General features: G+C 71.9%; 23 protein-coding genes. 6 read left to right on the top strand and 17 right to left on the bottom strand.

Annotation, left to right across the window (positions count from 1 at the left end):
• Positions 1-106: 106 nt before the first annotated feature.
• Positions 107-613, bottom strand: a complete 507-nt coding sequence (locus G4G93_RS10300; protein ID WP_165083822.1) for a GNAT family N-acetyltransferase — start codon at positions 611-613, stop codon at positions 107-109.
• Positions 614-809: 196 nt separating this feature from the next.
• Here G4G93_RS10300 and G4G93_RS10295 point away from each other — a divergent pair, with 196 nt between their 5' ends.
• Positions 810-1,535: a fused DSP-PTPase phosphatase/NAD kinase-like protein gene (locus G4G93_RS10295; protein WP_165083820.1), complete on the top strand. Its 726-nt coding sequence runs from the start codon at positions 810-812 to the stop codon at positions 1,533-1,535.
• A gap of 6 nt (positions 1,536-1,541) precedes the next feature.
• On the opposite strand, the gene G4G93_RS10290 is transcribed toward G4G93_RS10295, so the two are convergent.
• From G4G93_RS10290 to dapA, 5 genes are all read right to left on the bottom strand, one after another.
• The gene (locus G4G93_RS10290) at positions 1,542-2,459 is read right to left on the bottom strand and encodes a DMT family transporter (protein WP_165083818.1); all 918 of its coding nucleotides are present in this window, start codon (positions 2,457-2,459) and stop codon (positions 1,542-1,544) included.
• A complete protein-coding gene (locus tag G4G93_RS10285; protein WP_206289681.1) occupies positions 2,456-4,243 on the bottom strand; it encodes an ABC transporter ATP-binding protein in 1,788 nt (595 codons plus the stop codon). The genes G4G93_RS10290 and G4G93_RS10285 overlap by 4 nt, the downstream gene beginning before the upstream one ends.
• A gap of 96 nt (positions 4,244-4,339) precedes the next feature.
• A complete protein-coding gene (locus G4G93_RS10280; protein ID WP_165083816.1) occupies positions 4,340-4,522 on the bottom strand; it encodes a hypothetical protein in 183 nt (60 codons plus the stop codon).
• Positions 4,523-4,620: 98 nt separating this feature from the next.
• Positions 4,621-5,094, bottom strand: a complete 474-nt coding sequence (smpB, locus tag G4G93_RS10275; protein WP_091747410.1) for an SsrA-binding protein SmpB — start codon at positions 5,092-5,094, stop codon at positions 4,621-4,623.
• 69 nt (positions 5,095-5,163) lie between these two features.
• The gene (gene dapA / locus G4G93_RS10270; protein ID WP_165083814.1) at positions 5,164-6,066 is read right to left on the bottom strand and encodes a 4-hydroxy-tetrahydrodipicolinate synthase; all 903 of its coding nucleotides are present in this window, start codon (positions 6,064-6,066) and stop codon (positions 5,164-5,166) included.
• A 342-nt stretch (positions 6,067-6,408) separates the two neighbouring features.
• On the opposite strand from dapA, the gene G4G93_RS10265 reads away from it, so the two are divergent.
• Entirely contained in the window at positions 6,409-8,682 is a 2,274-nt protein-coding gene (locus G4G93_RS10265; RefSeq protein ID WP_165083812.1) for a lytic transglycosylase domain-containing protein, read from the top strand.
• 258 nt (positions 8,683-8,940) lie between these two features.
• On the opposite strand, the gene G4G93_RS10260 is transcribed toward G4G93_RS10265, so the two are convergent.
• From G4G93_RS10260 to G4G93_RS10245, 4 genes are all read right to left on the bottom strand, one after another.
• The gene (locus tag G4G93_RS10260) at positions 8,941-9,714 is read right to left on the bottom strand and encodes a hypothetical protein (RefSeq protein ID WP_165083810.1); all 774 of its coding nucleotides are present in this window, start codon (positions 9,712-9,714) and stop codon (positions 8,941-8,943) included.
• Positions 9,715-9,994: 280 nt separating this feature from the next.
• Complete coding sequence (locus tag G4G93_RS10255) at positions 9,995-10,732, bottom strand: Crp/Fnr family transcriptional regulator (protein WP_165083808.1); 738 nt, start codon at positions 10,730-10,732, stop codon at positions 9,995-9,997.
• A gap of 306 nt (positions 10,733-11,038) precedes the next feature.
• Positions 11,039-12,919: a molecular chaperone HtpG gene (gene htpG, locus G4G93_RS10250; protein WP_165083806.1), complete on the bottom strand. Its 1,881-nt coding sequence runs from the start codon at positions 12,917-12,919 to the stop codon at positions 11,039-11,041.
• A gap of 62 nt (positions 12,920-12,981) precedes the next feature.
• The gene (locus G4G93_RS10245; RefSeq protein ID WP_206289679.1) at positions 12,982-13,545 is read right to left on the bottom strand and encodes a TetR/AcrR family transcriptional regulator; all 564 of its coding nucleotides are present in this window, start codon (positions 13,543-13,545) and stop codon (positions 12,982-12,984) included.
• Between the two features lie 86 nt (positions 13,546-13,631).
• Between G4G93_RS10245 and G4G93_RS10240 the strand changes: the two genes are divergently transcribed.
• Positions 13,632-14,186, top strand: coding sequence for a sugar O-acetyltransferase (locus tag G4G93_RS10240; RefSeq protein WP_165083802.1), 555 nt, complete (start codon positions 13,632-13,634; stop codon positions 14,184-14,186).
• 296 nt (positions 14,187-14,482) lie between these two features.
• Here G4G93_RS10240 and G4G93_RS10235 read toward each other — a convergent pair whose 3' ends face one another.
• The 5 genes from G4G93_RS10235 to G4G93_RS10215 all read right to left on the bottom strand — a co-directional run bounded on the left by G4G93_RS10235 (position 14,483) and on the right by G4G93_RS10215 (position 18,915).
• Positions 14,483-14,938, bottom strand: a complete 456-nt coding sequence (locus G4G93_RS10235; protein WP_165083800.1) for a MaoC family dehydratase — start codon at positions 14,936-14,938, stop codon at positions 14,483-14,485.
• Between the two features lie 2 nt (positions 14,939-14,940).
• Positions 14,941-16,326, bottom strand: coding sequence for an MATE family efflux transporter (locus G4G93_RS10230; protein WP_165083798.1), 1,386 nt, complete (start codon positions 16,324-16,326; stop codon positions 14,941-14,943).
• A 110-nt stretch (positions 16,327-16,436) separates the two neighbouring features.
• Positions 16,437-16,673: a hypothetical protein gene (locus G4G93_RS10225; protein WP_165083796.1), complete on the bottom strand. Its 237-nt coding sequence runs from the start codon at positions 16,671-16,673 to the stop codon at positions 16,437-16,439.
• 157 nt (positions 16,674-16,830) lie between these two features.
• Positions 16,831-17,745: an alginate O-acetyltransferase AlgX-related protein gene (locus tag G4G93_RS10220; RefSeq protein ID WP_165083794.1), complete on the bottom strand. Its 915-nt coding sequence runs from the start codon at positions 17,743-17,745 to the stop codon at positions 16,831-16,833.
• 141 nt (positions 17,746-17,886) lie between these two features.
• Positions 17,887-18,915, bottom strand: coding sequence for an extracellular solute-binding protein (locus tag G4G93_RS10215; protein ID WP_165083791.1), 1,029 nt, complete (start codon positions 18,913-18,915; stop codon positions 17,887-17,889).
• A 489-nt stretch (positions 18,916-19,404) separates the two neighbouring features.
• Here G4G93_RS10215 and G4G93_RS10210 point away from each other — a divergent pair, with 489 nt between their 5' ends.
• The gene (locus G4G93_RS10210) at positions 19,405-20,094 is read left to right on the top strand and encodes a response regulator transcription factor (protein WP_165083789.1); all 690 of its coding nucleotides are present in this window, start codon (positions 19,405-19,407) and stop codon (positions 20,092-20,094) included.
• Positions 20,095-20,923: 829 nt separating this feature from the next.
• Positions 20,924-22,030, top strand: a complete 1,107-nt coding sequence (locus tag G4G93_RS10205) for a PAS domain-containing protein (protein ID WP_246736678.1) — start codon at positions 20,924-20,926, stop codon at positions 22,028-22,030.
• Positions 22,031-22,143: 113 nt separating this feature from the next.
• On the opposite strand, the gene G4G93_RS10200 is transcribed toward G4G93_RS10205, so the two are convergent.
• The gene (locus G4G93_RS10200) at positions 22,144-22,674 is read right to left on the bottom strand and encodes a DoxX family membrane protein (RefSeq protein WP_165083785.1); all 531 of its coding nucleotides are present in this window, start codon (positions 22,672-22,674) and stop codon (positions 22,144-22,146) included.
• Positions 22,675-22,730: 56 nt separating this feature from the next.
• On the bottom strand, positions 22,731-24,032 hold the full coding sequence (locus G4G93_RS10195) for a multidrug effflux MFS transporter (RefSeq protein ID WP_165083783.1): 1,302 nt from the start codon (positions 24,030-24,032) through the stop codon (positions 22,731-22,733).
• 384 nt (positions 24,033-24,416) lie between these two features.
• On the opposite strand from G4G93_RS10195, the gene G4G93_RS10190 reads away from it, so the two are divergent.
• Positions 24,417-25,561: mannose-1-phosphate guanylyltransferase/mannose-6-phosphate isomerase (locus G4G93_RS10190; RefSeq protein ID WP_165083781.1), on the top strand; the 1,145-nt coding region annotated here is incomplete at its 3' end.

Raw genomic sequence — 25,561 nt, 5'->3', positions numbered from 1 at the left:
CGACGACCGGCGGGCCGGAGTCCGTTGCTGCAAATGAGCAATGTTTGAGCAGGTTGCCGCGCCCCGGCGACCAGGCGACAGGCAAGGCGGGCGCGGCGCCCTCCCCTCACCCGAACAGGTACGCGACCTTGTGCAGGTCGGCCCCGGCGATGCGGTCGCAGGCCTCGGCGACGACGCGCCCGCCCATCCGCTCGTAGAAGTCCCGCGCCCGGTCGTTCTCGGTGAGCGACCACACCGCGACCCGGCGCACGTCCCGGTCGGCGAGGTCGTTGCGCACCGCCCGGAACAGCCGGGTGCCGTAGCCGAGTCCCTGGTAGGTCGGCGCGAGGTAGATCTCGTCGATCTCGCCCTCGGCCTTGAGGGCCCGGTCGCGGCAGCGGCCGTAGGAGACGTAGCCGATGACGCTCTCGCCCACCTCAAGCACCACCAGCGGCCGGCTGCGGCCGAGCGTGGAGCGCCACCAGCGCGGCCCGCGCCGGGCGAGCATGCGGTCGAGGGCGACGCCCGGGATGATGCCCTGATAGGCCTCGCGCCAGGCGGCGTCGAAGATCTCCGACAGCATCCCGGCATCCTGTTCCCGGGCCCGGCGAATGCTGACGACCTGAGTGCTCACGGTCTTCCCCCTCGATTGTTAGCCGACGGATCGCGTCCCTACGATGCGGGGGAGACGTCGCAAGCGCAATGCCAGGCTTAGGGGCCGGCTCATCTGCCGGACCGTCGTTGCGGCCGGGTCACGCGGCTGCTAGAGCGGCACGCTGCCCGTTCTCGCGAATCGCGTATTGTCCCTTAAAGCCAGGCGCCTGCCCCGCGTGCTCAACCGCTTCCTCCCGCCCGAGACCCGCTACGCTCGCCGCATGGCCCGCATCGCCCGCTGGGAGCAGCCGATCGCCGGCCCGGGCGGACGCCTGCGCGCCTGGGCCAACATGCTGCTCGTCGATCACGGCGTGTTCCGCCTGGCCTATCTCAACCGTCACCGGATCGGGCGCGGGCTGGTTTGGCGCTCGGCCCAGCCGGGCCCTCACGACCTCGCCTGGTTCCGGCGCCAGGGCGTGCGCACGATCATCTCGCTGCGCGGCGGGCGCGAGCACGGCTCCTGGCAGTTGCAGCGCGAGGCCTGCGAGCGCGAGGGGCTCGCCCTGGTCGAGTTCGTGATGCGCTCGCGCGAGGCGCCCGACAAGGCGACGCTGCTCGCCGCCAAGGACTTCTTCGCCGGCCTGGCCTACCCGGCGGTGCTGCACTGCAAGTCCGGCGCCGACCGGGCGGGGCTGGCCGCCGCCCTCTACCTGATCCTGCATGAGGAGCGCCCGGTGCGCGAGGCGGCGCGCCAGCTCTCGGCCCGGTTCGGCCATTTCCGCTTCGCCAAGACCGGCATCCTCGACGCGTTCTTCGAGCGCTACCTCGCCGAGGGCGAGCCGAAGGGCCTGAGCTTCCTGGACTGGGTCGAGCACGTCTACGACCCGGAGGCGCTCAAGCGCGAGTTTCGCACGGGCCTGTGGTCGGACATGGTGGTGGATCGGCTGTTGCGGCGGGAGTGACGTCCCTCACCCCCGCGTCGTCAGCAGCACCCCCGCCCCGATCGCCAGGATCGCCCCGACATGGAGCGGGTCCGGCACCTCGCCGAGCACGGGAATCGCCAGCAGCGTGGCGATCACCGGCACCAGGGCCGTGAAGGCCGGGGTGCGCCGGCCGATCAACGCCAGGGAGCGGTTGAAGGCGATGAGCGCCACCACGCTCACCAGCACGCCCTGGTAGAGCGCCTGGATCGCGAGCTCCGCCGGCGGCGCCTCGGCCAGACGCGACAGGCCCGAGGCGAGATAGACCGGGATGTAGGTGACGAGCGAGGCGACGCAGATCAGCGCCGTCGCCTCCAGGGCCGTGAGGCGCGAGCGGCGCATCCGCACCGTGCCGGCGGCCCACAGGAAGGCGGCGGTGAGGAACAGGGCGTAGCCGAACAACTCGTCGGCATCACGAAATCCCCCCGCCAGGGTGAGCGCCCCGGCGGCGATCAGCCCGAGGCCGGCGAGCGCGAGCCGCCCCGGCCGGTCGCCGAGCACCAGGGCGCCGAGCAGGGCGGCGAAGAGCGGCATCGTGCCGGGCGTCAGCGCCGCCCCGTGGCCCGCCGGTGCGTAGCGCAGGGCGACCGAGATCAGCAGCGCGAACGGCGCTCCCTGCGCGAGGAACAGGATCGCGCCGTCGAGGAGGGCCGCCCGGCCGAGGCCGCGCAGGCGCAACAGCAGCACCGGCAGCAGGATGAGGCCGCCGATGCCGAAGCGCAGGGCCACGAGGTCGGCGGGCCCGAGCGCGCCCCCCGCCCCCACCGTCCGGCGGGTGACGACGAACCAGCCGCCCCAGAGGCTCACCGCGACGAGAGCGAAGGCGACGCCCTCGGCGAGGCGGCGGCCGGCGGGCGCCTCCGGCCCGGCAGGTCTCACGACGCTCGCCTCATGCCGCTGCCTCATCGTGCTTGGACCGCCGAAGCCGGCTCCCGGTCGTCGGCGAGCTGGATCCGGTGCAGGCGGGCATAGGTGCCGCCCCGGGCGATCAGGTCCGCGTGGCTGCCGGTCTCGGCGATCCGGCCGCCCTCCATGGCGACGATCACGTCGGCGTCGCGCACCGTCGAGAGGCGGTGGGCGATGACCAGGGTGGTGCGGCCGCGCATCAGCCGGGTCAGGGCCGCCTGGACCAGCTGCTCGGACTCGGCGTCGAGGGCCGAGGTCGCCTCGTCGAGGAGCAGGATCGGCGCGTCCCGCAGGAAGGCGCGGGCAAGCGCGACGCGCTGGCGCTCGCCGCCCGAGAGCCGGTTGCCGGCCGGGCCGACCCGGAAGTCGTAGCCCTCGGCCTTGGCGGTGATGAAGCCGTGCGCCGCGGCGGCCTGGGCGGCCGCCTCGATCTCGGCCCGGCTCGCGCCCTCGCGGCCGAAGGCGATGTTCTGCGCGATGGTGTCGTCGAACAGCACCACCTCCTGCGACACCACCGCGACGGCGCGGCGAAGCGAGGCGAGCGTCACGTCGCGCACGTCCTGCCCGTCGATTCGGACCCGGCCCTCCGCCACGTCGTAGAGCCGCGGCACGAGCGACAGCAGGGTCGACTTGCCCGAGCCCGAGCGGCCGACGAGCGCCGTGGTGCACCCGGCCGGGACGGTGAGGTCGATGCCCTCCAGCGCCGGGGCGTCGTCGCGGTAGCGGAAGCGCACGCCCTCGAACCGGACCTCGCCGCCGGCGACGGCCAAGGCCGGCGCCCCCGGCTTCTCCCGGATCGTGGGCGCCTCGTCCATCAGCGCGAAGGTGCGCGACAGGGCGGCGAGCGCCTCTTGCAGGATCGCGTTGAGGTTGCCCAGCGCCCGGGCCGGCTGGGCGGCGAGCAGGAGCGCCGCGACGTAGCCGGTGAAGTCGCCCACCGTCTTCTCGCCCGAGAGGATGCGGTGGCCGATGAAGGCGAGCACCCCGGCGACGGCGAGGCCGCCGCCGATCTCGAGCAGCGGGTCGAGCCGCCCGCGGGCATTGGCGGCCTTCATCTTGAGCCGGCGCACCTCGTCGAGGGCGTCGCGGGTGCGGCCTTTCAGGTAGCCTTCGAGGCCGTAGGTCTTGGCCACCCGGGCGCCGGCCAGGCTCTCGCTGATCAAGCTCGCGGTGGCGCCGACCTGCTCCTGGGTCGAGGTCGAGACCCGGCGCAGCTTCTTGCCGATCCGAGCGATCGGCCCGGCGACGAACGGCACCGTCACCCCGGCGACGAGGGTCAGCCACGGATCCATCCACACCATGGCGCAGACCAGCGCCGCCAGCATCGCCACGTCGCGCAGCAGCACGGTGGAGATCCGCGTCAGCGCCTCCTTGATGAAGGCGAAGTCGGTGGTGAAGCGTTGCGTGAGGCTCGCCGGGCTCTCGCGGCCGAGCTGGGCCAGGTCCTGCTCGATCATGTGGCCGTAGAGCGCGGCCTGCATGTCGGCCTCGATCCGGGTGACGACCCGGTTGGTCAGCACCGTCTGGCCGAGGAGCGCGAAGCCGCGCACGGCGGTCACGGCGATCACCAGGACGGGGCCGTAGGCGAGCGCCCCGGCATCCTTGGCGTCGAAGGCGTCGAAGGCGGCCTTGATCAGGGTCGGGTAGAAGCCGGTGGCGACGCCGATCACCGCGATCAGCACCAGCACGACGGCGAGCGTGCCGGCATGCGGGCGCAGCCAGTCGCGCCACAGCCGGGTGAGCAGCGGCAGCATGTCGCCGGAAAGGAGGGGGCGCCGCGCCATGATGCTCGCTTCGTCCGTGGGTGGGGACGTCGCGCTAGCACGCGGGTCGGGCGGGCGGCAATTCGGGGCGGCGCGGAGCGGGCCTGCGGGGACGTCCTAGTGCATCACCGCGATGGCGGCGTGGATCAGCGTCGCGCCGCCGATCGGGGCCATGAACCAGAGCAGCACGTTGACGACGATGATCCAGACCAGCACCCGCTCCTGGCGCCCGGTCAGCCGGCGCTGGGGCGGGCGCGGCGGCGGCTCCCAGGGCGCCTTCCATCCCCCTTCGACGAACATCGGCGCCTCCCGCGAGCCTCCCCCACCGAGCTAGGAGTGACGGCCGGCGGCGACAGTGCGGCGTGTTGTGCCGCGCAGGGCGAAACGGCCCTTGCGGATCAGCCCTTGTCGCGCAGCAGCCGCGCCTTGTCGCGCTGCCAGTCGCGCTCCTTGGCGGTCTCGCGCTTGTCGTGGAGCTTCTTGCCGCGGCCCAGGCCGAGCTCGACCTTCGCCCGGCCGCGCTCGTTGAAGTAGATCTTCAGCGGCACCACCGTGTAGCCCTCGCGCTGCGTCGCGCCGATGAACTTGTCGATCTGGCGACGGTGCAGCAGCAGGCGGCGGGGCCGCTTGGTGTCGTGGTTGAAGCGGTTCGCCTCGAGGTATTCGGGGATGTAGGCGTTGAACAGCAGCAGGTCGTTGCCGGAGGGGCCGGCGAAGGCCTCGCCGATCGTCGCCTTGCCGCCGCGCAGGGACTTCACCTCGGTGCCCGTCAGCGCGATGCCCGCCTCGACCGTGTCGGTGATCTCGTAGTTGAAGCGGGCCTTCCGGTTGTCGGCGACGACGCGGTTCTTCGGCTCGGGTTTCTTGGCCATCGTGCGGCGGAGATCCTGGAAGGCGGGCGACGGGAGCCCTCGGGGCTCCCGTCCTATATGGGGTGCGGCTCAGCCGTTGGTGAGGCCGGCGTGGCGCATCGCCCCGTCGACGAGGGCGCGGGTCGCCTCGCCCACCGGCACCATCGGCAGGCGCAGCTCCTCGCGCATCAGGCCGAGGCGGGCGAGCGCGTACTTGGTCGGCGCCGGGCTGGTCTCGGCGAAGAGGTTCGCGTGGAGCGGCATCAGCCGGTCCTGGAGGCCGAGCGCCTTGCGGAAATCCCCGGCGAGGCAGGCTTCCTGGAAGTCGGCGCAGAGGCGCGGCGCGACGTTCGAGGCGACCGAGATGGTGCCGTGGCCGCCATGCGCCATGAATCCCAATGCGGTCGCATCTTCGCCAGAAAGTTGGACGAAGTCTTCCCCCATGGCTTGGCGTTGGAGGCTGACCCGGGCCACGTTGGCGGTGGCGTCCTTCACCCCGGCGATGTTGGGCAGCTCGTAGAGCCGCTTCATGGTGTCGACGCTCATGTCGACGATCGAGCGGCCGGGGATGTTGTAGATCAGGATGGGAATGCCGACCGCATCGTTCACGGCCTTGAAGTGCTGGTACAGCCCTTCCTGCGTCGGCTTGTTGTAGTAGGGCGTGACGATGAGCAGCGCGTCCGCCCCGGCCTTCTCCGCATGACGGGACCGCTCGATCGCCTCCGCGGTGGAGTTGGAGCCGGCGCCGGCCACCACCGGCACCTTGCCGGCGGCCTCGTCGATGCAGGCCTCGACCACCCGGTCGTGCTCGGCGTGGCTGAGCGTCGGGCTCTCGCCGGTGGTGCCCGTGGGCACCAGGCCGTGGGTGCCGTTCTCGATCTGCCAGGCCACGAAGGCCCGGAAGGCGTGCTCGTCGAAGGCGCCGTCGCGGAACGGCGTCACCAGGGCGGTGAGCGAGCCCCTCAGGCGCTGCGAAGTCTGCGTCGACGTCATGCTGGCGTTCCTCGCCCGGGCAGGGCGGCGGCGCCCCCGGGATGTCTGGTTGGGAGGCCGGCCCGCATGAGGATCATCGCAGGGACCAACTCGGCCGTCCGGCGTCCGACACATAGGGCTTCGACAGCCTGCGCGCAAACGCTCCGGCACGGGGCTTCGACAGCCTGCGCGCAAACGGTCAGGCGCGCGGTCCCGGGCGGTTCGCGCCCGGGAGGCCGCGCGCGAACGCCCCGGCAGCCCGTCGCGTTCCGGCGCGATCGGCGGCCAGGGTTAATCGCTTCTTAATTCGACGCTCCCACCATGGGCGTCCGGTCAATCGAGCTCTTCAGGGGAACGGGAACCATGCTGCTCTCGCCTCGCCGGCGCCGCCTCGCGGTCCTCGCCCTCACGGTGTCGGGCGCCGCGCTGACCTCGCTGTCCGCCCTCGGCGGCTCGACGACGGCGCCGCCGCCCGACGCGGCCGCTCCTGCGACGACCCTCCCGGCCGCGACCTTGCCCGCGGCCGCGCCCGTCCGCGCGGTCGAGCGCACCGAGGAGGACGGCCCCGCCGAGGCCGGGGCGCGGTTGCCGCTCTCGGCCGCCGCCTATGCCGCCGCCGACCCGGAGGCGCCGATCCCCTTCCCCGCCCCGGACGCGGCGATCAACCCGCCGGCCCCGGTGCCGAGCGTGCCCGATCCCGGCCGGCCGGTGCTCGGCACCGAGGTCGACGGCCCGGCCCTGCGCGGCGCGGTCGAGGCCTACCGGCGCGGTCAGGTGAGCGAGGGCGACCGGATCCGCGACGGACTCAAGGACCCGGCCGCCCGCACCCTGCTCGACTGGGTGGCGATTCGCGCCGGGGCCGGCATCGGCTTCGAGCGCACCGTGGCGTTCATTCGCGACAACCCGGACTGGCCGGTCGGCGCCATGGTGCGCCGGCGCGCCGAGGAGGCCCTGCTCTCCCAGCGCAAGTCGCCCTCCCTGGTGCGGGCCTATTTCGCCGCCCGCCGGCCCCAGAGCGCGCCGGGCAAGTTCGCCCTGGCGCTGGCCTTCAAGGCCGACGGCCTCGACGAGGACGCCGCCGGCCTGGTGCGCGACCTGTGGCGCGAGGACAATTTCGGCCGCACCCTGGAATTGCGGGTGCTCGACGCCTTCCCCGGCCTCATCGGCGAGGTCGATCACCGCTACCGCATGGAGCGGGCGCTGATGCGGGAGGACTGGGACGCCGCCGGCCGCGCGGCCGCCTACGCGGGCAAGGCCTACGGCACCCTGGTGCGGGCCCGCCGCGCCGTCGAGGCCAAGGCCTCGAATGCCGGATCGGCCCTCGACGCCGTGCCGCCGAGCCTGCGCCAGGATTCCTCCTACCTGTTCTCCCGCGCCCAGTACCTGCGCCGCCTCGACAGGCCGGCGGAGGCCGCCGCCGTGATGGCGCAGGCGCCGCGCAACCCCGAGGTTCTGGCCGATCCCGACGAGTGGTGGATCGAGCGCCGCATCGTCGCCCGCAAGCTGCTGGATTCCGGCGACGCGAAGACCGCCTACGCGGTCGCCTCGGGCCACAGCGCCCGCACGGTCGAGAAGCGCATCGAGGCCGAGTTCCATGCCGGCTGGATCGCGCTCCGCTTCCTCCACGACGCCCCCGCGAGCGCGAAGCACTTCGCGACCGCAGCCGCCATCGCCGAGACGCCGATCTCGGTGGCGCGGGCGGCCTATTGGCAGGGCCGCGCGGCGGAAGCGATGGGCGAGGCGCCGGAGGCGAAGGCCTTCTACGAGCGCGCGAGCGCCCAGCCGATCGCCTATTACGGCCAGCTCGCCCGGGCGAAGCTCGGCCAGTCCTCCCTCGCCTTGCGCCCCTGCAGCACGCTGGACGAGACCGCCCGCACCGCCTTCGAGAACCGCAGCGCCGTGCGGGCCCTGCGCCTGCTCGCGGCGGCCGGCATCAAGGAGCTGATGCTGCCGCTCTACATGGATTTCGCGCAACGCCTGACGGACCCGGCGGAGCTGAATGCGCTCGGCGACGTGGCGATGTCCTTGAACGATCCCCGTGCCCTGGTGGCGATCGGCAAGACCGCGGTGCAGCGCGGCCTGCCCCTCGACCGCCACGCCTACCCGACCAACGGCATTCCCTCCTACGAGGCCTCGGCCGCGGTGCCGCAGGTCGAGCGCGCGATGGTCTTCGCCATCGCCCGGCAGGAGAGCCAGTTCGACCCGCGGGCGCAGTCGAGCGTTGGCGCCCGCGGCCTGATGCAGATGATGCCGGCCACGGCGCAACGCACCGCCCGCCGGGTCAGCGCCGCCTTCGACACCGACCGCCTGACCAGCGACCCGGCCTACAACGCCCGCCTCGGCCAGGCCCATCTCGGCGAGCTGATGGAGGATTGGCGCGGCTCCTACATCCTGTCCTTCGCCGCCTACAATGCCGGCGGCGGCAACGTGAAGAAGTGGATCGACGCCTACGGCGACCCCCGCACCCCGAACGTCGACCCGGTCGACTGGGTCGAGCGGATCCCCTTCACCGAGACCCGCAACTACGTCCAGCGGGTGACGGAGAACCTGCAGGTCTACCGGACGCGCCTGGCGGAGGCCGGGGATGGGCGCAGTGCGTTGTTGATCGCGGACGACCTGCGGCGCGGGGCGCGGTGAGGGAGCGACACCCGGCGCGTTCGGGCGCCGCGTCACGACCTGAGCTTATCGGCTCGGGGGTTCGAGACGCGCGGCGCCCGACCAGAGTTCGCGGCGGGTGACGGGACCGCCAGGGACTCTCGCGAGCGGGGCTTGAAGTTGGTGACGGCAGCGGCGTCACCCCCGTCAGCGTCTTGTCTTCTGCTCGTGGGCCGCCCCGGCTATTTCCGTCTGCCATCTTGCCTTTATCAATTATGACTTGGCGTCTGCAGGATAAATTCATTCCGGCAAGTATATCTTTCGATAATATGCGGGATATGAAATCACGGCGACAAGTTGTGATTTATCATCGAAGAAGCGAGAAATTTGCGGTCCATCGGCGCTGAGCTTGACTTCCTTGGCCTTCTTCCCGCCCTGGGCCGTGGTGTGCACGATCTCTGTTACCTGATCGACCTTGTAGATGCGGTAGAACTCCGGATGGAGTGCGGAGTAGACGTGCGGCTCGGCATGCGCCCAGTTGCCGGTACCGCGGTCGTATCCGACGTCGAAATCGATCCTGTCGCCCTTTTCGGACCGGATCCGCCACTGCTCGGTCACCGCCGTCGCGGCGTCGCCGTCCGATCGGGACGTTTTTGCCATGGTGACCGAAGCCGGAGCGTACAGGCCGTAGGCGCCGGGCGCGGTGCTTGCATCCGACACGAACCCGCCACTGACCATGAAGCCCGGCTCGCCGGTCTTATCGTTCTTTGCCGGAATGCCGAGAACGACGGTCTTGCCTTGATACAAGATCGACTTCCCCTCGGCATCGCTTCCCGCCACTCCTTCGATGAGCACAATAACGAAATTCGCATCCTTCAACGGACCGACATTCTGGGCAGGGCTCCAGCCGGCTGGGAGCAAATTCTTGATCTTTCCGTCATCGGATTTGACGAACAGGTAAGTCCGCCTCTCGGTGGCCGACTGGACTAGACGTTCGGCGCGGGAGAGACTCGGAAAGCTGACGATGGAGGCGAAGAGGCACCCGTAGAAGGTAAGGCGTTGAAAAAAACGCATCTGATTTCCTCCTCTATCGGAACCTTCGATTGTAGTTCCTGAGAGAGGTCGGCTCCAGAAGCGCTATCGTAACTCGCAGGTTAAGACTCGCGAGCAGACTCTCCCGGAGCCTGCAGCGGGCTCGGTCGGGACTGCTCGTGGCGGGCCCGACATACCCGGGTCCACGCGCCGACCTGACACGAAACAAAGGACGAACAAGAGGCGCAACGGCTCGCCGCGCACGATCCGCGACCAAGCGCCCGGCAGTTCCACCCGAACGCAAGCCGCTTGCCGTCCGACCTCAGCACGCCGCGTCGAACTGCTCGCCCTCGAAATCCAGATGCAGATAATCCGGATCGAACCGGGCGACCTGCCTCAGCCCCTCGACGTCCGGGATCGCCAGGGTCTTGTCGCGCCAGTCGATGAGGCCGGAGATGCGCAATTCGCGCAAGGTGCGGTTGACGTGGACCGCCGAGAGGCCGAGCGCGTCGGCGAGCTCGACCTGGGTGATCGGCAGGTCGCAGCGGCCGTCCTTCGCCCGGCCGACCGCCTGCTGGCGGAAATACACCTCGCAGAGCAGGTGGGCGACGCGCTCCAGCGCGGTGCGCCGGCCGATATTGACCAGCCATTCGCGGTGGATCGCCGCCGTGACCAGGACCTCCCACCACAGGGCCCGGGTCAGGCGCGGGTCGGCGTTCAGCATCTCCTGGAGGAGGTCGCGGGAGATCTTGGCGACCACCACCGGCGTGAGGGTGCCGAGGGCGTGGTCCATCCGGCGCAGGAGGAAGATGTTGAGGTCGCACAGGTCGCCCGGCAGCAGGAACGACATGATCTGGCGGCCGCCATCGGCGAGCTGCTTGTAGCGGCAAACCCACCCGGCGAGGATCAGGTTGACGTCGGTCGGCTCCTCGCCCTCGGCGATGATGTCCTGATGGGTGTCGTAGTTGATGATCCGGGCCGTGGCGGCGTGCTGCAGGAGACGCTTGTCCGCGTCGCTCAGGCGGGTGAACCGTTCGAGCTTGCGGATCAGCGGATTCATCGTGCCGGCCTCCCCCGCGGCGCGGCGCGGGCCCTCGTCGTTCCGGGCGGGAAGTTAGCGTCTGCCGCGCGACAGTAAAGCGGGCCGGCGGGCGCACGGGGGCGGGCGTGGGGCACGTCGCGCCGTTTCAGCCCCGTCGATCCGCCGGGGCCTCTCCCTGTTGCGGGCCGGCGGGACGGGCATGCGCTGCTTGCGCCGGCCGGGCGGTCGATTGCCGGGGCGGGCCGGGCCCTTACGGCAGCGCCGGCCGAGTCCCCGTCCGTGAGCCGCCCCCGGTCCGTCGCGCGGCCGGGGGCGGAGGGTCGGTCAGCCCTGCGCCAGGGCGGCGGCGACCCGGCGGGCGAAGGCGACGGGGTCGCGCGGCGGGTCGCCGCCCTGGACGTGGGCGAGGTCGACGAGGGTCTGGGCCGCCTCCCCGACATCCTCGCCGGCGGCCGCGCGCTCGGCGATGCGGCGGATCAGCGGATGGCGCGGGTTCAGCTCCAGCACCGGCTGGCCGCCCATCCCGCCACCCATGCCGCCGGCGCCGCGGCCGGCGCGGCGCAGGAGGCGCTGCATCTGCAGGTCGGGCCCGAAGGCCGGGGCCGAGAGCAGGACCGCGCTGTCGACGAGGCGCTGGCTCGCCTTCACGTCGGAGACGTCGTCCTTCAGCGCCTCCTTCAGCTTCGGCAGCAGGTCGGCGAGGTCGGCCGGGGCGTCGCCCTCACTGACGGTGGGCTCGAAGGCCGAGAGGTCGTCGCCGCCCTGCGTGATGCTGCGGATCGGCTTGCCCTCGAACGTGTCCATGCGCTCGGGCCAGAACGCGTCGACGTGGTCGGAGAGCAGCAGCACCTCGAGGCCGCGGGCGGAAAAACCCTCGATCTGGGCCGAGCGCTTCAGCGCCTCGGTGTCGTCGCCGACCAGGATGTAGATCGCCTCCTGGTTCGGCTTCATCCGCGCGACGTAGTCGGCGAGCGAGGTCCAGCCCTCCTGCGTCGAGGAGCGGAAGCGCAGGAGGCCGGCGATGTCCTGGCGGTGCTCGGCATCCTCCCACAGACCCTCCTTCAGGACCGGCCCGAAGGCCTGCCAGAAGGTGGCGTAAGCGTCCGCGTCCTTGGCGCGGGTCTTCAGCTCGGACAGGACCTTGGCCATCACCGCGCGGCGGATGCGGGCGAGCACCGGCGTGGCCTGCAGCATCTCGCGCGAGACGTTAAGCGGCAGGTCCTCGGTGTCGACCACCCCCTGGACGAAGCGCAGCCAGGACGGCAGCAGCCCGGCCTCGTCGGTGATGAACATGCGCCGCACGTGCAGGCGCACCTTGCTCTCGCGCTGCTCCTCGACCGCCATGAAGGGCTTCATGCCGGGCACGAACAGCAGGGCGGTGAATTCGAGCTGGCCTTCCGCCCGCCAGTGCAGGGTCGCCCACGGCTTGTCGAAGGCGTGCGCGACCTGGCGGTAGAACTCGGTATACTCCTCCTCGCTCACCTCCGACTTGGACTTGCGCCAGAGCGCCGTGCCCTTGGTGGAGGGCACCTCCTCGCCGTCGCGCACCAGGGTCACCGGCACGGTGATGTGGTCGGCCCACTTGCGCACGATGGTCTCGAGGCGGATCGGCTCGAGGTATTCCTCGGCATCGGCCTTCATGTGGAGCACGATGTCGGTGCCGGGCTCCGCGCGGGTGGCCGGCGCCAGGGTGTACTCCCCCTGCCCTTCCGAGGCCCAGGTCCAGGCCTCGTCGGTGCCGGCCTTGCGCGAGGTGACCTCGACCCGGTCGGCGACCATGAAGGCCGAGTAGAAGCCGACGCCGAACTGGCCGATCAGGCTCGGGCGCTCCTCGGGCTTGGCGTCGGCGAGCGACTGGCTGAAGGCCCTCGTGCCGGAGCGCGCGATGGTGCCGAGATTCTGCGCCAGCTCGTCCTTGCCCATGCCGATCCCGGGATCGGACAGGGTCAGGGTCCGGGCGGCCTTGTCGGGGATGATCCGCACCTTGGCGTCGGCGGGCAGCGCCAGGGCCGAGTCGGTCAGGGCGCCGAACCGGCGCCGGTCGACCGCGTCGGCGGCGTTGGCGACCAGCTCGCGCAGGAAGATCTCGCGCTCGGAGTAGAGGGCGTGGACCACGAGGTCCAGGAGGCGCCCGACCTCGGCGCCGAAGCTGTGCCGCTCCACAGCCTCGGTCGGTCCGGTCTCGGTCGCTTGGGTCTCGCTCACGTGTCGGTTCTCCGGTGGGAACAATTCGTCGCGGGCGGATATGCGGGGCCGCTCCCGGCTTTTCAAGGAAGCGTGAGCGGGCTGCCGGCGAGTCGGGCGACGATCGCCCGCACCTCGTCGCGGCCGGCCGGTTGCCGGTCGACGGAGCGGTGGATCGACAGCCCCTCGATCATCGCGTCGAGGGCCCGGGCGGTCTCGGGGGGGAAGTGCCGCTCCAGGGCCGTCCGGCTCTTGCCCATCCAGTCCTGCATCACCCGGCGAAAGGCCGGCACGCGGGCGGCGTAGGCGTAGAGCTCGTAGCTCAGGAGCAGGGTGCGGGGCGTCGCCCAGGCGTCGTCGACGACGAGGTCGACCACCGCCTCGCAGGCCTGCTCGCGGGTCGTGGCGGCGGCGAGCCGCGCGGCGAAGCGGGCCGCGACGGTGTCGGCGAGCAGGGTGAAGGCCTCGGTCAGGAGGTCGTCGAGGCTCGCGAAATGGTAGGTCGTCGAGCCGAGCGGCACGTCGGCGGCGGCGGCGATCCGCCGGTGGGTCGTACCGGCGACGCCGTGCTCGGCGATCACGTCGAGGGCGGCCCGGACGAGGCGGGCGCGGCGGTCGGGGTCGTGGCGGCGCGGGGCGGCGGGCAAGCGGGCGTCTTCCGGCGGGGTGGCCTTCGGGGCGATATGTACATATGTACGCATCGCGGCCGAGCGCCAACCGACAGCGAGGACGAATGACGAGCCAGAAGCAGAGGATGCTCGCGGGCGAGCTCTACATCGCCGACGACCCGGAGCTCATCGCCGACAACCGCCGCATCTCGGCGTGGATGGACCGCTACAACGCGACCCAGACGCTCGGCCAGCCGGAGCGGCAGGCGCTGCTGGCGGAGGCCTTCGCCCGCGTCGGCGAGGGCTGCACCATCCGCCCGCCCTTCTTCTGCGATTACGGCTACAACATCAGCCTCGGCCGCGGCGTCTTCCTCAACTTCAACTGCTGCATCCTCGACGTGGTCCAGGTGACGATCGGCGACATGACGCAGATCGGGCCGGGCGTGCAGATCCTCACCGCCGACCACCCGCGCGATCCGGGCCGGCGCCGGCAGATGCTCGAATTCGGCCGCCCGATCGCGATCGGGGCGAATGTCTGGATCGGCGGCGGGGCGACGATCCTGCCGGGGGTGACGATCGGCGACGACGCGATCATCGGGGCCGGCAGTGTCGTGACCCGGGACGTGCCGGCGGGCGGCGTCGCGGTGGGGAATCCGGCGCGGCTCAGGGCGGCGATGTGAGGATTCCTCCGAAGCCGGTAGACTGACACCTGCCGCCGACGTTTCCCTCTCACAGGGTCATCCCGGGGCCGCGTAGCGGAGCCCGGGATCCAGAACCGCAGGTCATCCAGGATGATGCGGAACGCTGCGAGCCTGTTCCGGGACCACTCGCGGTTCTGGATTCGGGGTTCCGCTGCGCGGCCCCGGAATGACGCCGCGGCTCGAGCTTTGCCGCATTTTCTGAGACGAACCGGTATCCACTTCGTCGGAAAATGCTTTGGCAATCCTGTCGAGAGAAGCGATTACGTCGTCTCCCCTCACCCCTCCGGCCGCCTCACCACCAGCAAGTTCGCCACCAGCACCTGCACCGGCTCGCCGTCCTGGTTGAGTGTTGTCGTGCGCACCTTGGCGAGCCCCTGGCTAGGCCGCGAGCGCGACGGGCGCACCTCGATCACCTCGCTCTCGAGCCGGATCGTATCGCCGGGGCGCAGGGGCCTGGGCCAGCGCAACTCGTCCATGCCGGCCCCGATGATGCCGCCGTGAAGCCGCAGCTCGCTGTCGACGAGGAGCCGCATGGTGAGGGAAGCGGTATGCCAGCCGCTCGCCGCCAGGCCGCCGAAGAACGTGCCCTTGGCCGCCCCGGCATCGAGGTGGAAGGGCTGCGGATCGAAGCGTTTCGCGAAGTCGACGATGTCGGCCTCGCTCACCGTCGCTTGTCCCGAGCGGTAGACCTGGCCCGGCGCCAGATCGTCGAGATAGAGCTCCCGCGTCATCGTCACTCCCCTCCCGCCGCGACGAGGCCGGGCAACGCCGCCCGCTCGCCGCGAAACCATGCCCCGGCGGCGACCGCGCCGGCATTGATGAGCCCGAGTGCGGCGAGCCCGAGGCCGAGCGCCAGGAACACCCCGTCGAGCCCGAAGCCGAGGCGGAGCGCGAGCAGCCCGCCGCCGATCGACACGGCCATGCGCGACAGTCCCGCCACCAGCGGCCAGCCGACCCGGCCCGCCCCTTGTGACGCGAAGTAGAGCGCGAGCCCGACCCCGGCGAAGCCGTAGAACGGTCCGACGAGGTGGAGGTAGCGGGCGCCGGTCGCGAGCATCTGCGGGTCGTGGCCGAACAGCTCCAGGAACGGCAGCGGCCACAGGGCGGCGGCGAGCCCGATCGCCTCCGTGAGCCCGCCGGCGATCGCCGCCCCGGTCCAGGCGACCCGCAGGGCGCGGGCCCGGTCGCCGGCGCCGATGCAGGTGCCGACCATCGCGCCGATCGGCGCCCCGAGGCCGAAGACGAGAGGCACCAGCAGATATTCGAGCCGCGCACCGGTGCCGTAGCCGGCGACCGCGGCCGGGCCGGCGGCGCCCGCGAAGGCGGTGGCGGCGGCGATCGTCACGTTGGTGGTGGCGCTGACGATCGACGAGACGGCGCCGATCCGCAGGATGTCGCGCAGCGGCGCCCAGGCGAGGCGCGGCGGGCGGGGGCCGGGCCGCAGCAGGCCGCGCCCCGCCCAGAGGTGGTGGACGAAGACCAGGGAGCCGGCGGCGTAGTAGGCCAGAACCGCGACCCCGCCCCCGACGATGCCGAGGCCCGGAACCGGCCCGACCCCGTAGATGAGAGCCGGCGAGAGCGGCACCAGCACGGCGGCTCCGGCGCTGATGACGATCGCCGGCAGGGCCATGTTGCCGGTGCCCCGAATCACCGCGGCGAGCGCGTTGAACAGCCAGATCAGCACCGCGCCGGAAAAGACCACGCCGCCATAGGTGGTGGCGGCCGTCAGCGAGGCGCCCTCGCCGCCCATCGCCCGGTAGAGCAGCGGCCCGAAGGCGAGGTCGAGCGCGGTGGTGAGGAGGCCCAGCACGAGCCCGATGGCGGCGGCGTACCACGGCAGGGCGTCGGCCTCACGCCGCCGCCCGGCGCCCAGGGTGCGCGCCACCGCCGACAGGATCCCGCCGCCCATGGCGCCGGCGGAGATCATCTGCACCAGCATCAGGACGGGGAAGACCAGCGCCATGCCGGCGAGCGCGTCGGTGCCGAGCCCGGCGACGAAGGCGGTCTCGATCAGCCCGACCAGGGCCTGGACCAGCATCACGACGACGTTGGGTGCCGCGAGCCGCAGCAGGGTCGGCCCGATCGGGGCGTGGAGCAGGCGGTGGGTGCGCGCATCCATCGGGCGGCGCTCCTCGTGTCGGTCGTGACGGCCGGCGATTCCGGCGCCGGCTAGTTAGTGGCATATGCCAGTTTTTCGTCAAGCGGGAAGGGGGCGGAGGTCGGGGGGTGTCAAGCGACGCGCAAGTGGGAGAAATCGATCGCCCGACGGCCGGCGCTCACACTCGCCACGTAGAGGTCGTCGGTGAGCAGGAGGGAGTCATCGTCCTGCACCTCGAGGAGCGCGGCATCCGTCAATCCCAGGGATCGGAATTCAGGCCGACGCACGGCCGCGCGGCTTGCGACCGTCGTCTCGACGCAGTCGAACGCGAAACGCTGCAGAATGGGTCGCAACGGCGTGCCTGGCATCCAGGATCGTGTCCGTCTCACCCTTGCGATCCGGGGGCGCGGAGCCGCCGGTCGCGGGCCGATCAATCGGGTTGATCGACGTGATGTAGCGGCGCTCAGGCGGACAGGCGAGGCCTGCGGCCCGGTCCTGGAATCGCCCCGGGATTGTCCTGAGCCCCTACGCCGCCACCCCCAAAGCCGCCAGCCGCTCCGCCTCGGTGGCGGCGAGGTCGAAATCGTCCTCCGGCACGCGGAGCAGGAAGCGCTCGACCTGCTCGACGAGGAGGATGTCGGGCAGGATCCGCTCGATGTAGCCCCAGTCGAGGTTCGACGACCAGATGAAGTGGACCTCGCGGAACGTCTCGGCCAGCATCGCGGTCAGGCCGTTGGGGGCGAAGTTGGCGCAGGAATCGCCGAACAGCACCAGGGTGCGGGGATCGGCCTCCGGCGACCGGTTGCGGTAGACCGCGTGGGCGCCGGTATGCAGCTCGCCGAGGCGGCCGGCGGCGGTGTAGGCGTCGATCAGGGCGCCGCCGCCGACCCGCTCGGCGTCGCGGAAGAGCCGGTAGTTGCGCACGGTCTCGAGGGGCTGGGCCTCGAGCTTGTTGCCGATGTCGAGCACGGCCTCGAATTCCTGGAACGGCCGGTCGAGGAAGTCGGTCCGCGGGGTGGCGCGGCAGGCCCGGCAGACCAGCCGGTAGGCCAGCAGGCAGCCGTGGATGTTCCAGTGGGTGTCGGTGCGGTAATGCAGGTCGGGGCCGTCGCGCCGCGCCCGCATCGGCCCGAGGAGGTCGATCCAGGCCCGGCGCCCCGGCCACCACCAGCGCATCAGGGTGCCGAGGCGGCGGGCCGGCCCGAGGCGCGGGTCGAGGGCGAGACCGTCGAAGCGGTCCTCGTAGACGCTGAGCTTCTCGGGGACCACCAGGTGCAGGTAGCGGGTGCCGAGGCTCTCGCAGCGGCGGATGCGCCGCAGGATGCGACGACGCCACAGCCGCAGGACCCGGTTCATCGCGGGGATGCGCCGGTACTGGTCCGCGACCTCGTTCGTGCCCCCGGTGAGGAACAGCCAGCCATCCTTGCCCGCGTGATACATCCGGTTCCCTGCCCGCAGCCGTGCCGCGGAAAGATCTGCGACCCGGGCGGTCTGCTACCGCAGGATGGAAAAATAAAGGTGACCGAGCGGCATCGCCGGCACCCGGGCCGCGGCGCGGCCCTCCCGGTGCGTGCGCGCACCTCAGCGGGCACGGACCTTGGCGCCGTAGCGGCGCGCCCATTCGGCCAGGATGCGGTCGCGGTTGCGGGCCATCCAGGCGAGGTCGTTGCGGATCATCCGCGCCTCGGCATGGAGCGGATAGACCGGGCTCGGGCTCGCGACGCTCGGATGGGCCACGATGGCGAAGCTGCGGGCGTAGAGCGCGTTGGCCTCGCGGCTCGCGGCCCAGTCCGCCACCCTCCGGGCGAGCGCGAGGTGCGGCCGGCCGGCGACGACCGCGAAGCCCTCCGTCTCCCAGCCGGTGCCGTCGACCGGCACCACGATGTCGATCGGCGCGCCCGCCGCCTTCTCGGCGGCCGCCCGCATGTCGAGGGAGAGGCCGACGGCGTAGCGGCCCGCGGTGGTCTCCCGGCACGGGGCCGAGCCGCTCGGCAGGTAGGCGTCGACGTTCTCGTGCAGGGCGTCCATGTACGCCCAGCCCGCGTCCTCCCCGAGGGTCTGCAGCCAGCCCGCCACGAGGAGGTAGCCGGTGCCGGAGGCGGCCGGGTTCGGCATGACCACCCGCCCCTTGAGGCCGGGGCCGAGCAGGTCGCGCCAGAAGTTCGGGCGGGTGATCCGATGCCGGGCCGCCACCTCGACGTTGAAGCAGATCACCCCGAGATAGGCGTCCATGCCGGTCCAGCTGTAGGGCGGGGTCGGGTCGCGGAAGAACGGCCGCAGCGCCTCGACTCCGGCCGGGCGATAGGGATCGAGCAGGCCGGCGGCCTCGAAGCGCAGCAGGCTGGTGGCGGCGAGGCCGAGCACGAGGTCGGCCTGCGGCGCGTCCCGCTCGGCCAGCACCCGGTCGGTGACGATCCCGGTCGAGTCCCGCAGCCAGACGATCTCCACCTCCGGCACGGCCGCCTCGACGGCCCGACGGATCGGGTCGAGCTGCTCGACCTCGAGGGCGGTGTAGGTGACGAGCCGGGTCCGCTCCGCGGCGTCGGCCGGGGGGCAGGCCAGGAGACAGGCCGAGAGATAGATCAAGAGACAGGCCGGGAAACAGGCCATGAGGCGAGCCGGGAAACGGGCGGCCATCCGGTCCGGCCGGAGGCCGGCCGGTCCGGGGCGGACCGGGTTGCCGCCGCCCGCGCGGGCGCGTCCGGACCGGGCTCCGCCCCCTCCCCCTTCGCCGGATGCCGGCCTCCGCATCGTGCTCCTCCCGGTCCCGCCGCGACCCGATCCTCGCTTCCAACGCGGACATGTCCCAGGATAGAAGTCTCCGGCAACGGTGCGGTGACGCGCCGCAGGCGGCGGGGGCTGCGCCCGGCGCAAGCGCCGGCCCGCGGCCCGGCCCGGCCCGGGGCGCCGATCCGGCGACAGGGCACGCGGCCCCGGAACTCGGCACGGGAGCCCGGCCGGACTTCGCGCACGCCCGCATGACGGCCGAACCGTGCGATAGGTCGTTGATATTGCCAGTTATTCCGTGCCGGAGGGGTCCCCCGCCCATCCGAATTGCTCTACGATCGACAGACGGACCGTTTCCAGAGACGCCACGGTATGACCCAACCGACTCCGCCAGTCGCCCTGATCGCGGATGACGACGATTTCTTCCGCCTCGCCGTGGTGGCGATACTGACCCGCAGCTTCGGCTTCGGCGAGGTCGTCGAGACCGGCTCCCTCGATGCGGCCCTCGACCAGCTCTCCACCCGCCGCGGGGCCGTGACCCTGGCGCTGTTCGACCTCGCGATGCCCGGCATGGAGGGGCCCGGGAGCCTGAGCGCGGTGCGCGAGTGCTTCCCGGCCGTGAAGGTGGCGGTGGTCTCGGCCTCGACCGAGCGCAACAAGATCCTCACTGCCCTCGAGGTCGGGGTCCACGGCTACGTGCCGAAGGGGATCGGCTCGGCCGAGCTGACCCGGGCGGTGGGCATGATCCTCGAGGGCCAGATCTTCGTGCCGGCCTCCCTGGCCGTGCTCGACGGGGTGCCCCCGCGCCCGGCGATCGAGCTGCGGCCGCCCGGCCCCGACGGGCGCCAGGACGGACGCCCGTCCCGCATCCCCGATCTCACGCCACGCCAGCGCGACGTGCTGGCCCTCCTGGTCGAGGGGCGCTCGAACAAGGAGATCGCCCGGCGGCTGCAACTCGGCGAGGGCACCGTCAAGGTCCACATGGCGGCGCTGCTGCGCAGCCTGGGGGTGCAGAACCGGGCCGCCGCGGCGGTGGTCGGGGCGCGTCTGCTGGCGGAGTGATCCCATTTCCGGACGATGGCTTCCGGAAATGGGATCGCCGGCCCGCGCGGCGTCCGAGCGAAGCCGAAATCCGCATTGCGAACGCGATTGCGCGGCAATCGCCTAGCAATCAGTCGGATTTTGTATGATTCCAACGGTCGTTGAAGACGACCCTTGGTTCTGCTCTTGAGTTTCCGTCAGGCCCACGATTTCGGACTTCAGGGTCTGGTGTCGAAAATTCGAGATGGATCGACGGCCCCGTCGATCTCGGGCCTGCCCGAGGTCGATGTCGATGCATCGGCATCTCGGGCCGTTGGTATGATTGCTGCGCAAGGCGGATCTCGGTTTCGCTCGCGCGCCGCGCGGGTATCACACCGCTTCCTGCGATCGTGCCGCGGTCGCCCGAAGCGATCGCCGGACATCGGGTGAGCCGGCGCGGCAACGCTCAGTGACGATCCGGAAAAAAATTGCAGGCCGACCTGCAATATAGGGCCGGCCTCCCAGGGTTGCCGGCCGGTTTTTCTCATGCCTGGACAGACAGATCTGTCCGTTCGACCGTTTTCGATGGAAGATGCGACGTCGGTCGATTTGTGGATATTGACCTTGCGTCATCGTAGTGGTACGACTGGTCACTTGACACTGCAATCCCCTGTCGTATCACCTTGCGATGAGGCAGATCGCACGACGACAAGCGCTTGCTTGGCGCTCGAACTGTCAATCGTGGCGGGACCAACGGGGTGTCGCGTCGCAGGGACAACCTGATCTGCCGCCGGGCGGAGCGCGACGGGATCAAGCAATGGATCGGGAAGCGATCGGAACCGAGAATATCCTCGCTGCCCTCGATGCCCTCTTGACCCTTCCACCATTGAGGAAGTCGCCGCAGCTCTCCGCCTTCCTGGCCTACGTGGTGCGCGAGAGCCTGGCCGGGCGCGGCAGCCTGCTCAAGTCCTACACCATCGCGACCGATGCCCTCGGCCGCTCGACCAGCTTCGACCCGGCCACCGACGCCATCGTGCGGGTCGAGGCCCGGCGCCTGCGCCAGGTCCTGCAGCAGGTCTACGCCGATCCCGCCTGCCCGCTCGGCGTCCGCATCGACCTGCCGCTCGGCCGCTACGAGCCGAGCTTCCGGCAGGTCGCGCCGGCGGCGGGCGGATCGCCCCCGGCGAGCCCCGACGAGCCGGCGGACGTGCAGGAGAGCGAGCAGCGCTACCGGGCGCTCGTCGAGGCGAGCGCGGCGGTGGAGTGGCGTGCGAATCCGGAGGGCGGCCTGACCCAGACCTTCGGCCTGCACGCGCGGACCGGCCTGGGCGACGCGGAACTGCACGGCTTCGGCTGGCTCGACACGCTGCATCCGCAGGACCGCGCCGCCGTCGCGGGCCTGTGGCGGGCCTGCTGCGAGAGCGGCACTCCGCTCGACGCGACCTACCGGCTGCGCCACCGCAGCGGGCTCTACCGCTGGATGCTCGGCCGCGCCGTGCCGCTCGAGGGTCCCGACGGGGCGATCCGCGAATGGGTCGGCACCATGGCCGACATCGACGAGCAGGTCCGGGCCGAGGAGGCCCTGCGCACCAGCGAGGAACGGCTGCGCCTCGCCATGGTGGCGGCCGAGATGATGACCTGGGACATCGACGTCGCGACCCGCCGGGTCACCTGCTCGGAGATCGGGAACCAGCTCATGGGCGTGACGAACGGCCCGCTCGACGAGTTCCTGGCGATGATCGTGCCGGAGGACCTGCCGTCCGTCCTCGCCAGCCTCGAACCCGCCCTGCGGGGCGAGGGCACGTACGACGCCCTGTACCGCATCGTCGACCACGAGGGGCGCCTGCGCTGGCTCACGGCCCGCGGCAGCCTGGTGCGGACGCCGAGCTGCGGCACCCGGCTGATCGGCGTCGCCTGCGACGTCACCCGCCGCTACGGCGACCCGCACCGCACGGATGACCGCAGGCTGTCGGCCTGAGACCCGAGAGTGTCGGCCTGAGACCCGAGAGTGTCGGCCGGACGGCCGGAGATCCCGGCCTCGATCCCGTGAGCGCCGCGTCAGGCCGCGGGCTCGCTTCTATGGACGCTGCGTCAGGCCGCGGCTTTGGCCGGGCGGGGTCCGCGCGGCGCGGGGGCGCGCTTGCGCGGCGCCTTCGCGGCGGGGACGGCCGGTGCCGGGGCGCGGGCACGCTCGCTGCCCTGGCCGCGCTCGCCGCCGCCGTGCCACCAGCCCTGCCAGCTCCAGCCGCCCGGGCCGGTGACGGCATAGAGCACGAAGCCGGCCGCGAGGCCGAGCTGCGCCAGGAACAGCTCCTGCTCGACCCGCCCGACGGCGCCGGAGAACTCCCAGAACCGGTGCAGCAGCAGCCCCGCCACCACCGCGTGGACGCTCAAGCCGAGGCCGACGAGGCGCGGCAGCACGCCGAGCACGAGGAGCAGCGGCCCGAACAGCCCGATCACCACCGAGGCCGTCGCGACGGCGTTCGGCGCGGGCATGCCCGTCGCGGCGAGCGTCAGGGCGAAGCCCGAGGGGTTGAGCGCCCGCCCGATCGCCGCCGGCAGCAGGGCGGAGGCCAGGAGCAGCCGCCCGGCGAGCAGGATTCCGTCGTTGCGCGCAGCCATCCCGAGACACCCTCCGTCGTGAGGCGCGACGATGGCCGGTGAGAGTTAAGCGGGAGCTACCGCCCCCCGCTCCCGAACAGCCGGCCGCGCTCGGTCCACAGCACCATCGCCAGGGCGAGGCCGCTCAAGGCGGCATAGCCGATGGCGAGCGGGGTCACGGTGCCGTCGAAGGACTGGCCGACGAGGAAGCCGCAGAAGGCGGCGAGCAGGGTGGTGTAGAAGCCGATGAACGAGGAGGCGGTGCCGGCGATCGCCGCCAGCGGCTCCATCGCGAGCGCGTTGTAGTTCGGCATCGCGAAGCTCATCAGGAACTGGCACGCCGCCAGGGTGGCGATGAACAGCCAGAGCGGCGGGCGTCCCGCGAAGGCGAGCATCAGGGCGAGCTGCAGGCAGGCGACGAGGAACAGCCCCAGGGTGCCCGCATGGGCGAGCCGCCGCATGCCGAGGCGGCGCACCAGGCGGGCATTGATCAGCGTCGCCAGTCCCATCGCCCCGGCGATGAGCGCGAAGGCGACCGGGAACAGGGGGCCGAGATGGTAGAGGCCGGTATCGAAGATGGCCTGCGCCGAGCCGACATAGCCCATGATGCAGCCGGTGGTGAGGCCGAGCGCCGTGGCGTAGCCGAGGGCGGCGCGCGTGCCCACCGTGACGGCGATGCCTGAGCCGATCGCCCGGGCCGAGACCGGGCGGCGGAAGGCCGGGTGCAGGGTCTCGGGCAGGCGCCAGCCGAACCAGGCCAGGGTGACGAGGGCGAGCGCCAGCATCAGGCCGAAGATCAGGCGCCAGCTGCCGGCGAACAGGACGGCGCCGCCGAGCGAGGGGGCGAGGATCGGCACGATGAGGAAGACCATCATGCAGAACGACATCACCCGGGCCATGTCGCGCCCCTCGTAGCGGTCGCGCACGATCGCCACCGCCAGCACGCGGCCGGCGGCGCCCCCGACGCCCTGGATCGCCCGGGCCAGCAGCAGCACCTCGAAGCTCGGGGCCAGCATCGCCAGCACGCTGCCGGCGAGGTAGATCGCGATGCCGGCCATCAGGGCCGGGCGCCGCCCGGTCCCGTCCGAGACCGGCCCGTAGACGAGCTGGGCGGTGCCGAAGCCCAGCATGTAGACGTAGACCAGGAGCTGCAGCCGGTTCGGGTCCTGGACCGCGAAATCGCGCTGGATCGCCGGAAAGGCCGGCAGGAAGCTGTCGATGGTGACGGCGGTCAGCCCCATCATCAGCGCCATCAGGGCCACGAACTCGACGAAGCGGGGTCCCGCCCAGGCGGTCTCGGCCGGATTCCGGCCGGGGCTCTCGCCGGCGGGGCCTGTGGCGCGGCCCGGTGCCGTCTCGCCGCGTGCGCTGCTCGCCATGGTGCTCCCGGGGGGACGGCCTGTCGGAGATGTCGGCATGCCCCGAGCAGTGCCGGACGGCGGCGGAGCCGGCAAGGCGTGCGGGGGCATGGCAGCCGAGACATCGCCGGCCGGGACGTCGGGGCGGCGACCGGGCCGCGGCGCGGCCGTGCCCGCACCCGGGCGGTCCGCCGCTCTGCGCACCCTCGGAACCATGCGGCGCGACATCGCGCAGGATTGCCGGAAGGCGGGGCATCCTCTTCTTTCGATCCGCTTGATTGCCGTGCCAAACTCGGCACGTTATTGCCGTGCCGGGGTTCCCCGGGGGACGTCCCCGAGGGAGTGCCCGGACGGCACCCGTGAAACCCGCCGATCTGCGAATCCCGCGCGGCCCGGAGCCTTCTCATGTCCTATGCTGGTGACCTGATCCACCCGGTGATCCTGTGCGGCGGATCGGGGACGCGGCTGTGGCCGGCCTCCCGCGAGAGCTTTCCCAAGCAGTTCATCCCCCTCGCCGAGCCCGGTCGCTCGTCGTTCCAGGCCACGGCCGCGCGCCTGTCCGACCCCGCCACCTTCGCCCGCCCGGCCGTCATCACCGCCAACGATGCCCGCTTCCTCGTCGCCGAGCAGCTCACCCAGGGCGGGGTCGAGGCCGACATCCTGCTCGAGCCGTGCCGGCGCGATTCCGCCCCGGCCGTCGCCGTCGCCACCCTCCACGCCGCCGCCCGCGACCCGCAGGCCCTGGTGCTGATCCTGCCCGCCGACCATGCCATCGGCGACGCCGCCGCCTTCGGCGAGGCCGCCCGCGCCGCCCGCGCCGGCGCCCGGGCCGGCCACATCATGACGCTCGGCATCGCCCCGACCTCCCCCTCCACCGCCTACGGCTACATCCAGCCGGGCAGCCCCCTCCCCGGCGCGGCGGGCGCGACCGGCGCCCGCGCCGTCGCGCGCTTCCTCGAGAAGCCCGACGCCGCCCGCGCCGCCGGCCTGATCGCCGAGGGGGCGCTGTGGAACGGCGGCTACTTCCTGTTCCGGGCCGACGTGATGCTCGACGAGCTCGAGGCCCATGCCCCCGCGGTGCTCGACGCCGCCCGCGCCGCGCTGGCGGGCGCCGTGCGCGACCTCGACTTCGTGCGCCTGGGCGCCGAGGCGTTCGGGCAGGCGCCGCAGATCTCGATCGACTACGCGGTGATGGAGCGGACCGAGCGGGCCGGCGTGCTGCCGGTGGGCTTCCCGTGGTCGGATATCGGTACCTGGGGGGCGCTGTGGGACATCGCCGCGCGGGACGGCGACGGCAACGCGCTGCGCGGCCGGGTGGCGTTGCAGGGCACGCGCAACAGCCTGGTCCATTCCACCGGGGAGATCCTGACCACGGTGGTCGGGCTCGACGACGTGGTGGTGGTGACGACGGACGACGCGGTGCTGGTGGCGAGCCGGGAGGCGGCCGGCGAGGTGAAGGGCCTGGTCGAGGGCCTGCGGCGGCGGGGCGAGCCGGAGGCGGATGCCCACCGGCTGATGTACCGGCCGTGGGGCTCCTACCAGCGGATCGA

This window comes from Methylobacterium sp. DB0501, from assembly GCF_011043735.1.
GTDB lineage: Bacteria > Pseudomonadota > Alphaproteobacteria > Rhizobiales > Beijerinckiaceae > Methylobacterium > Methylobacterium alsaeris.
This window is presented reverse-complemented; position numbering and strand designations above follow the sequence as displayed.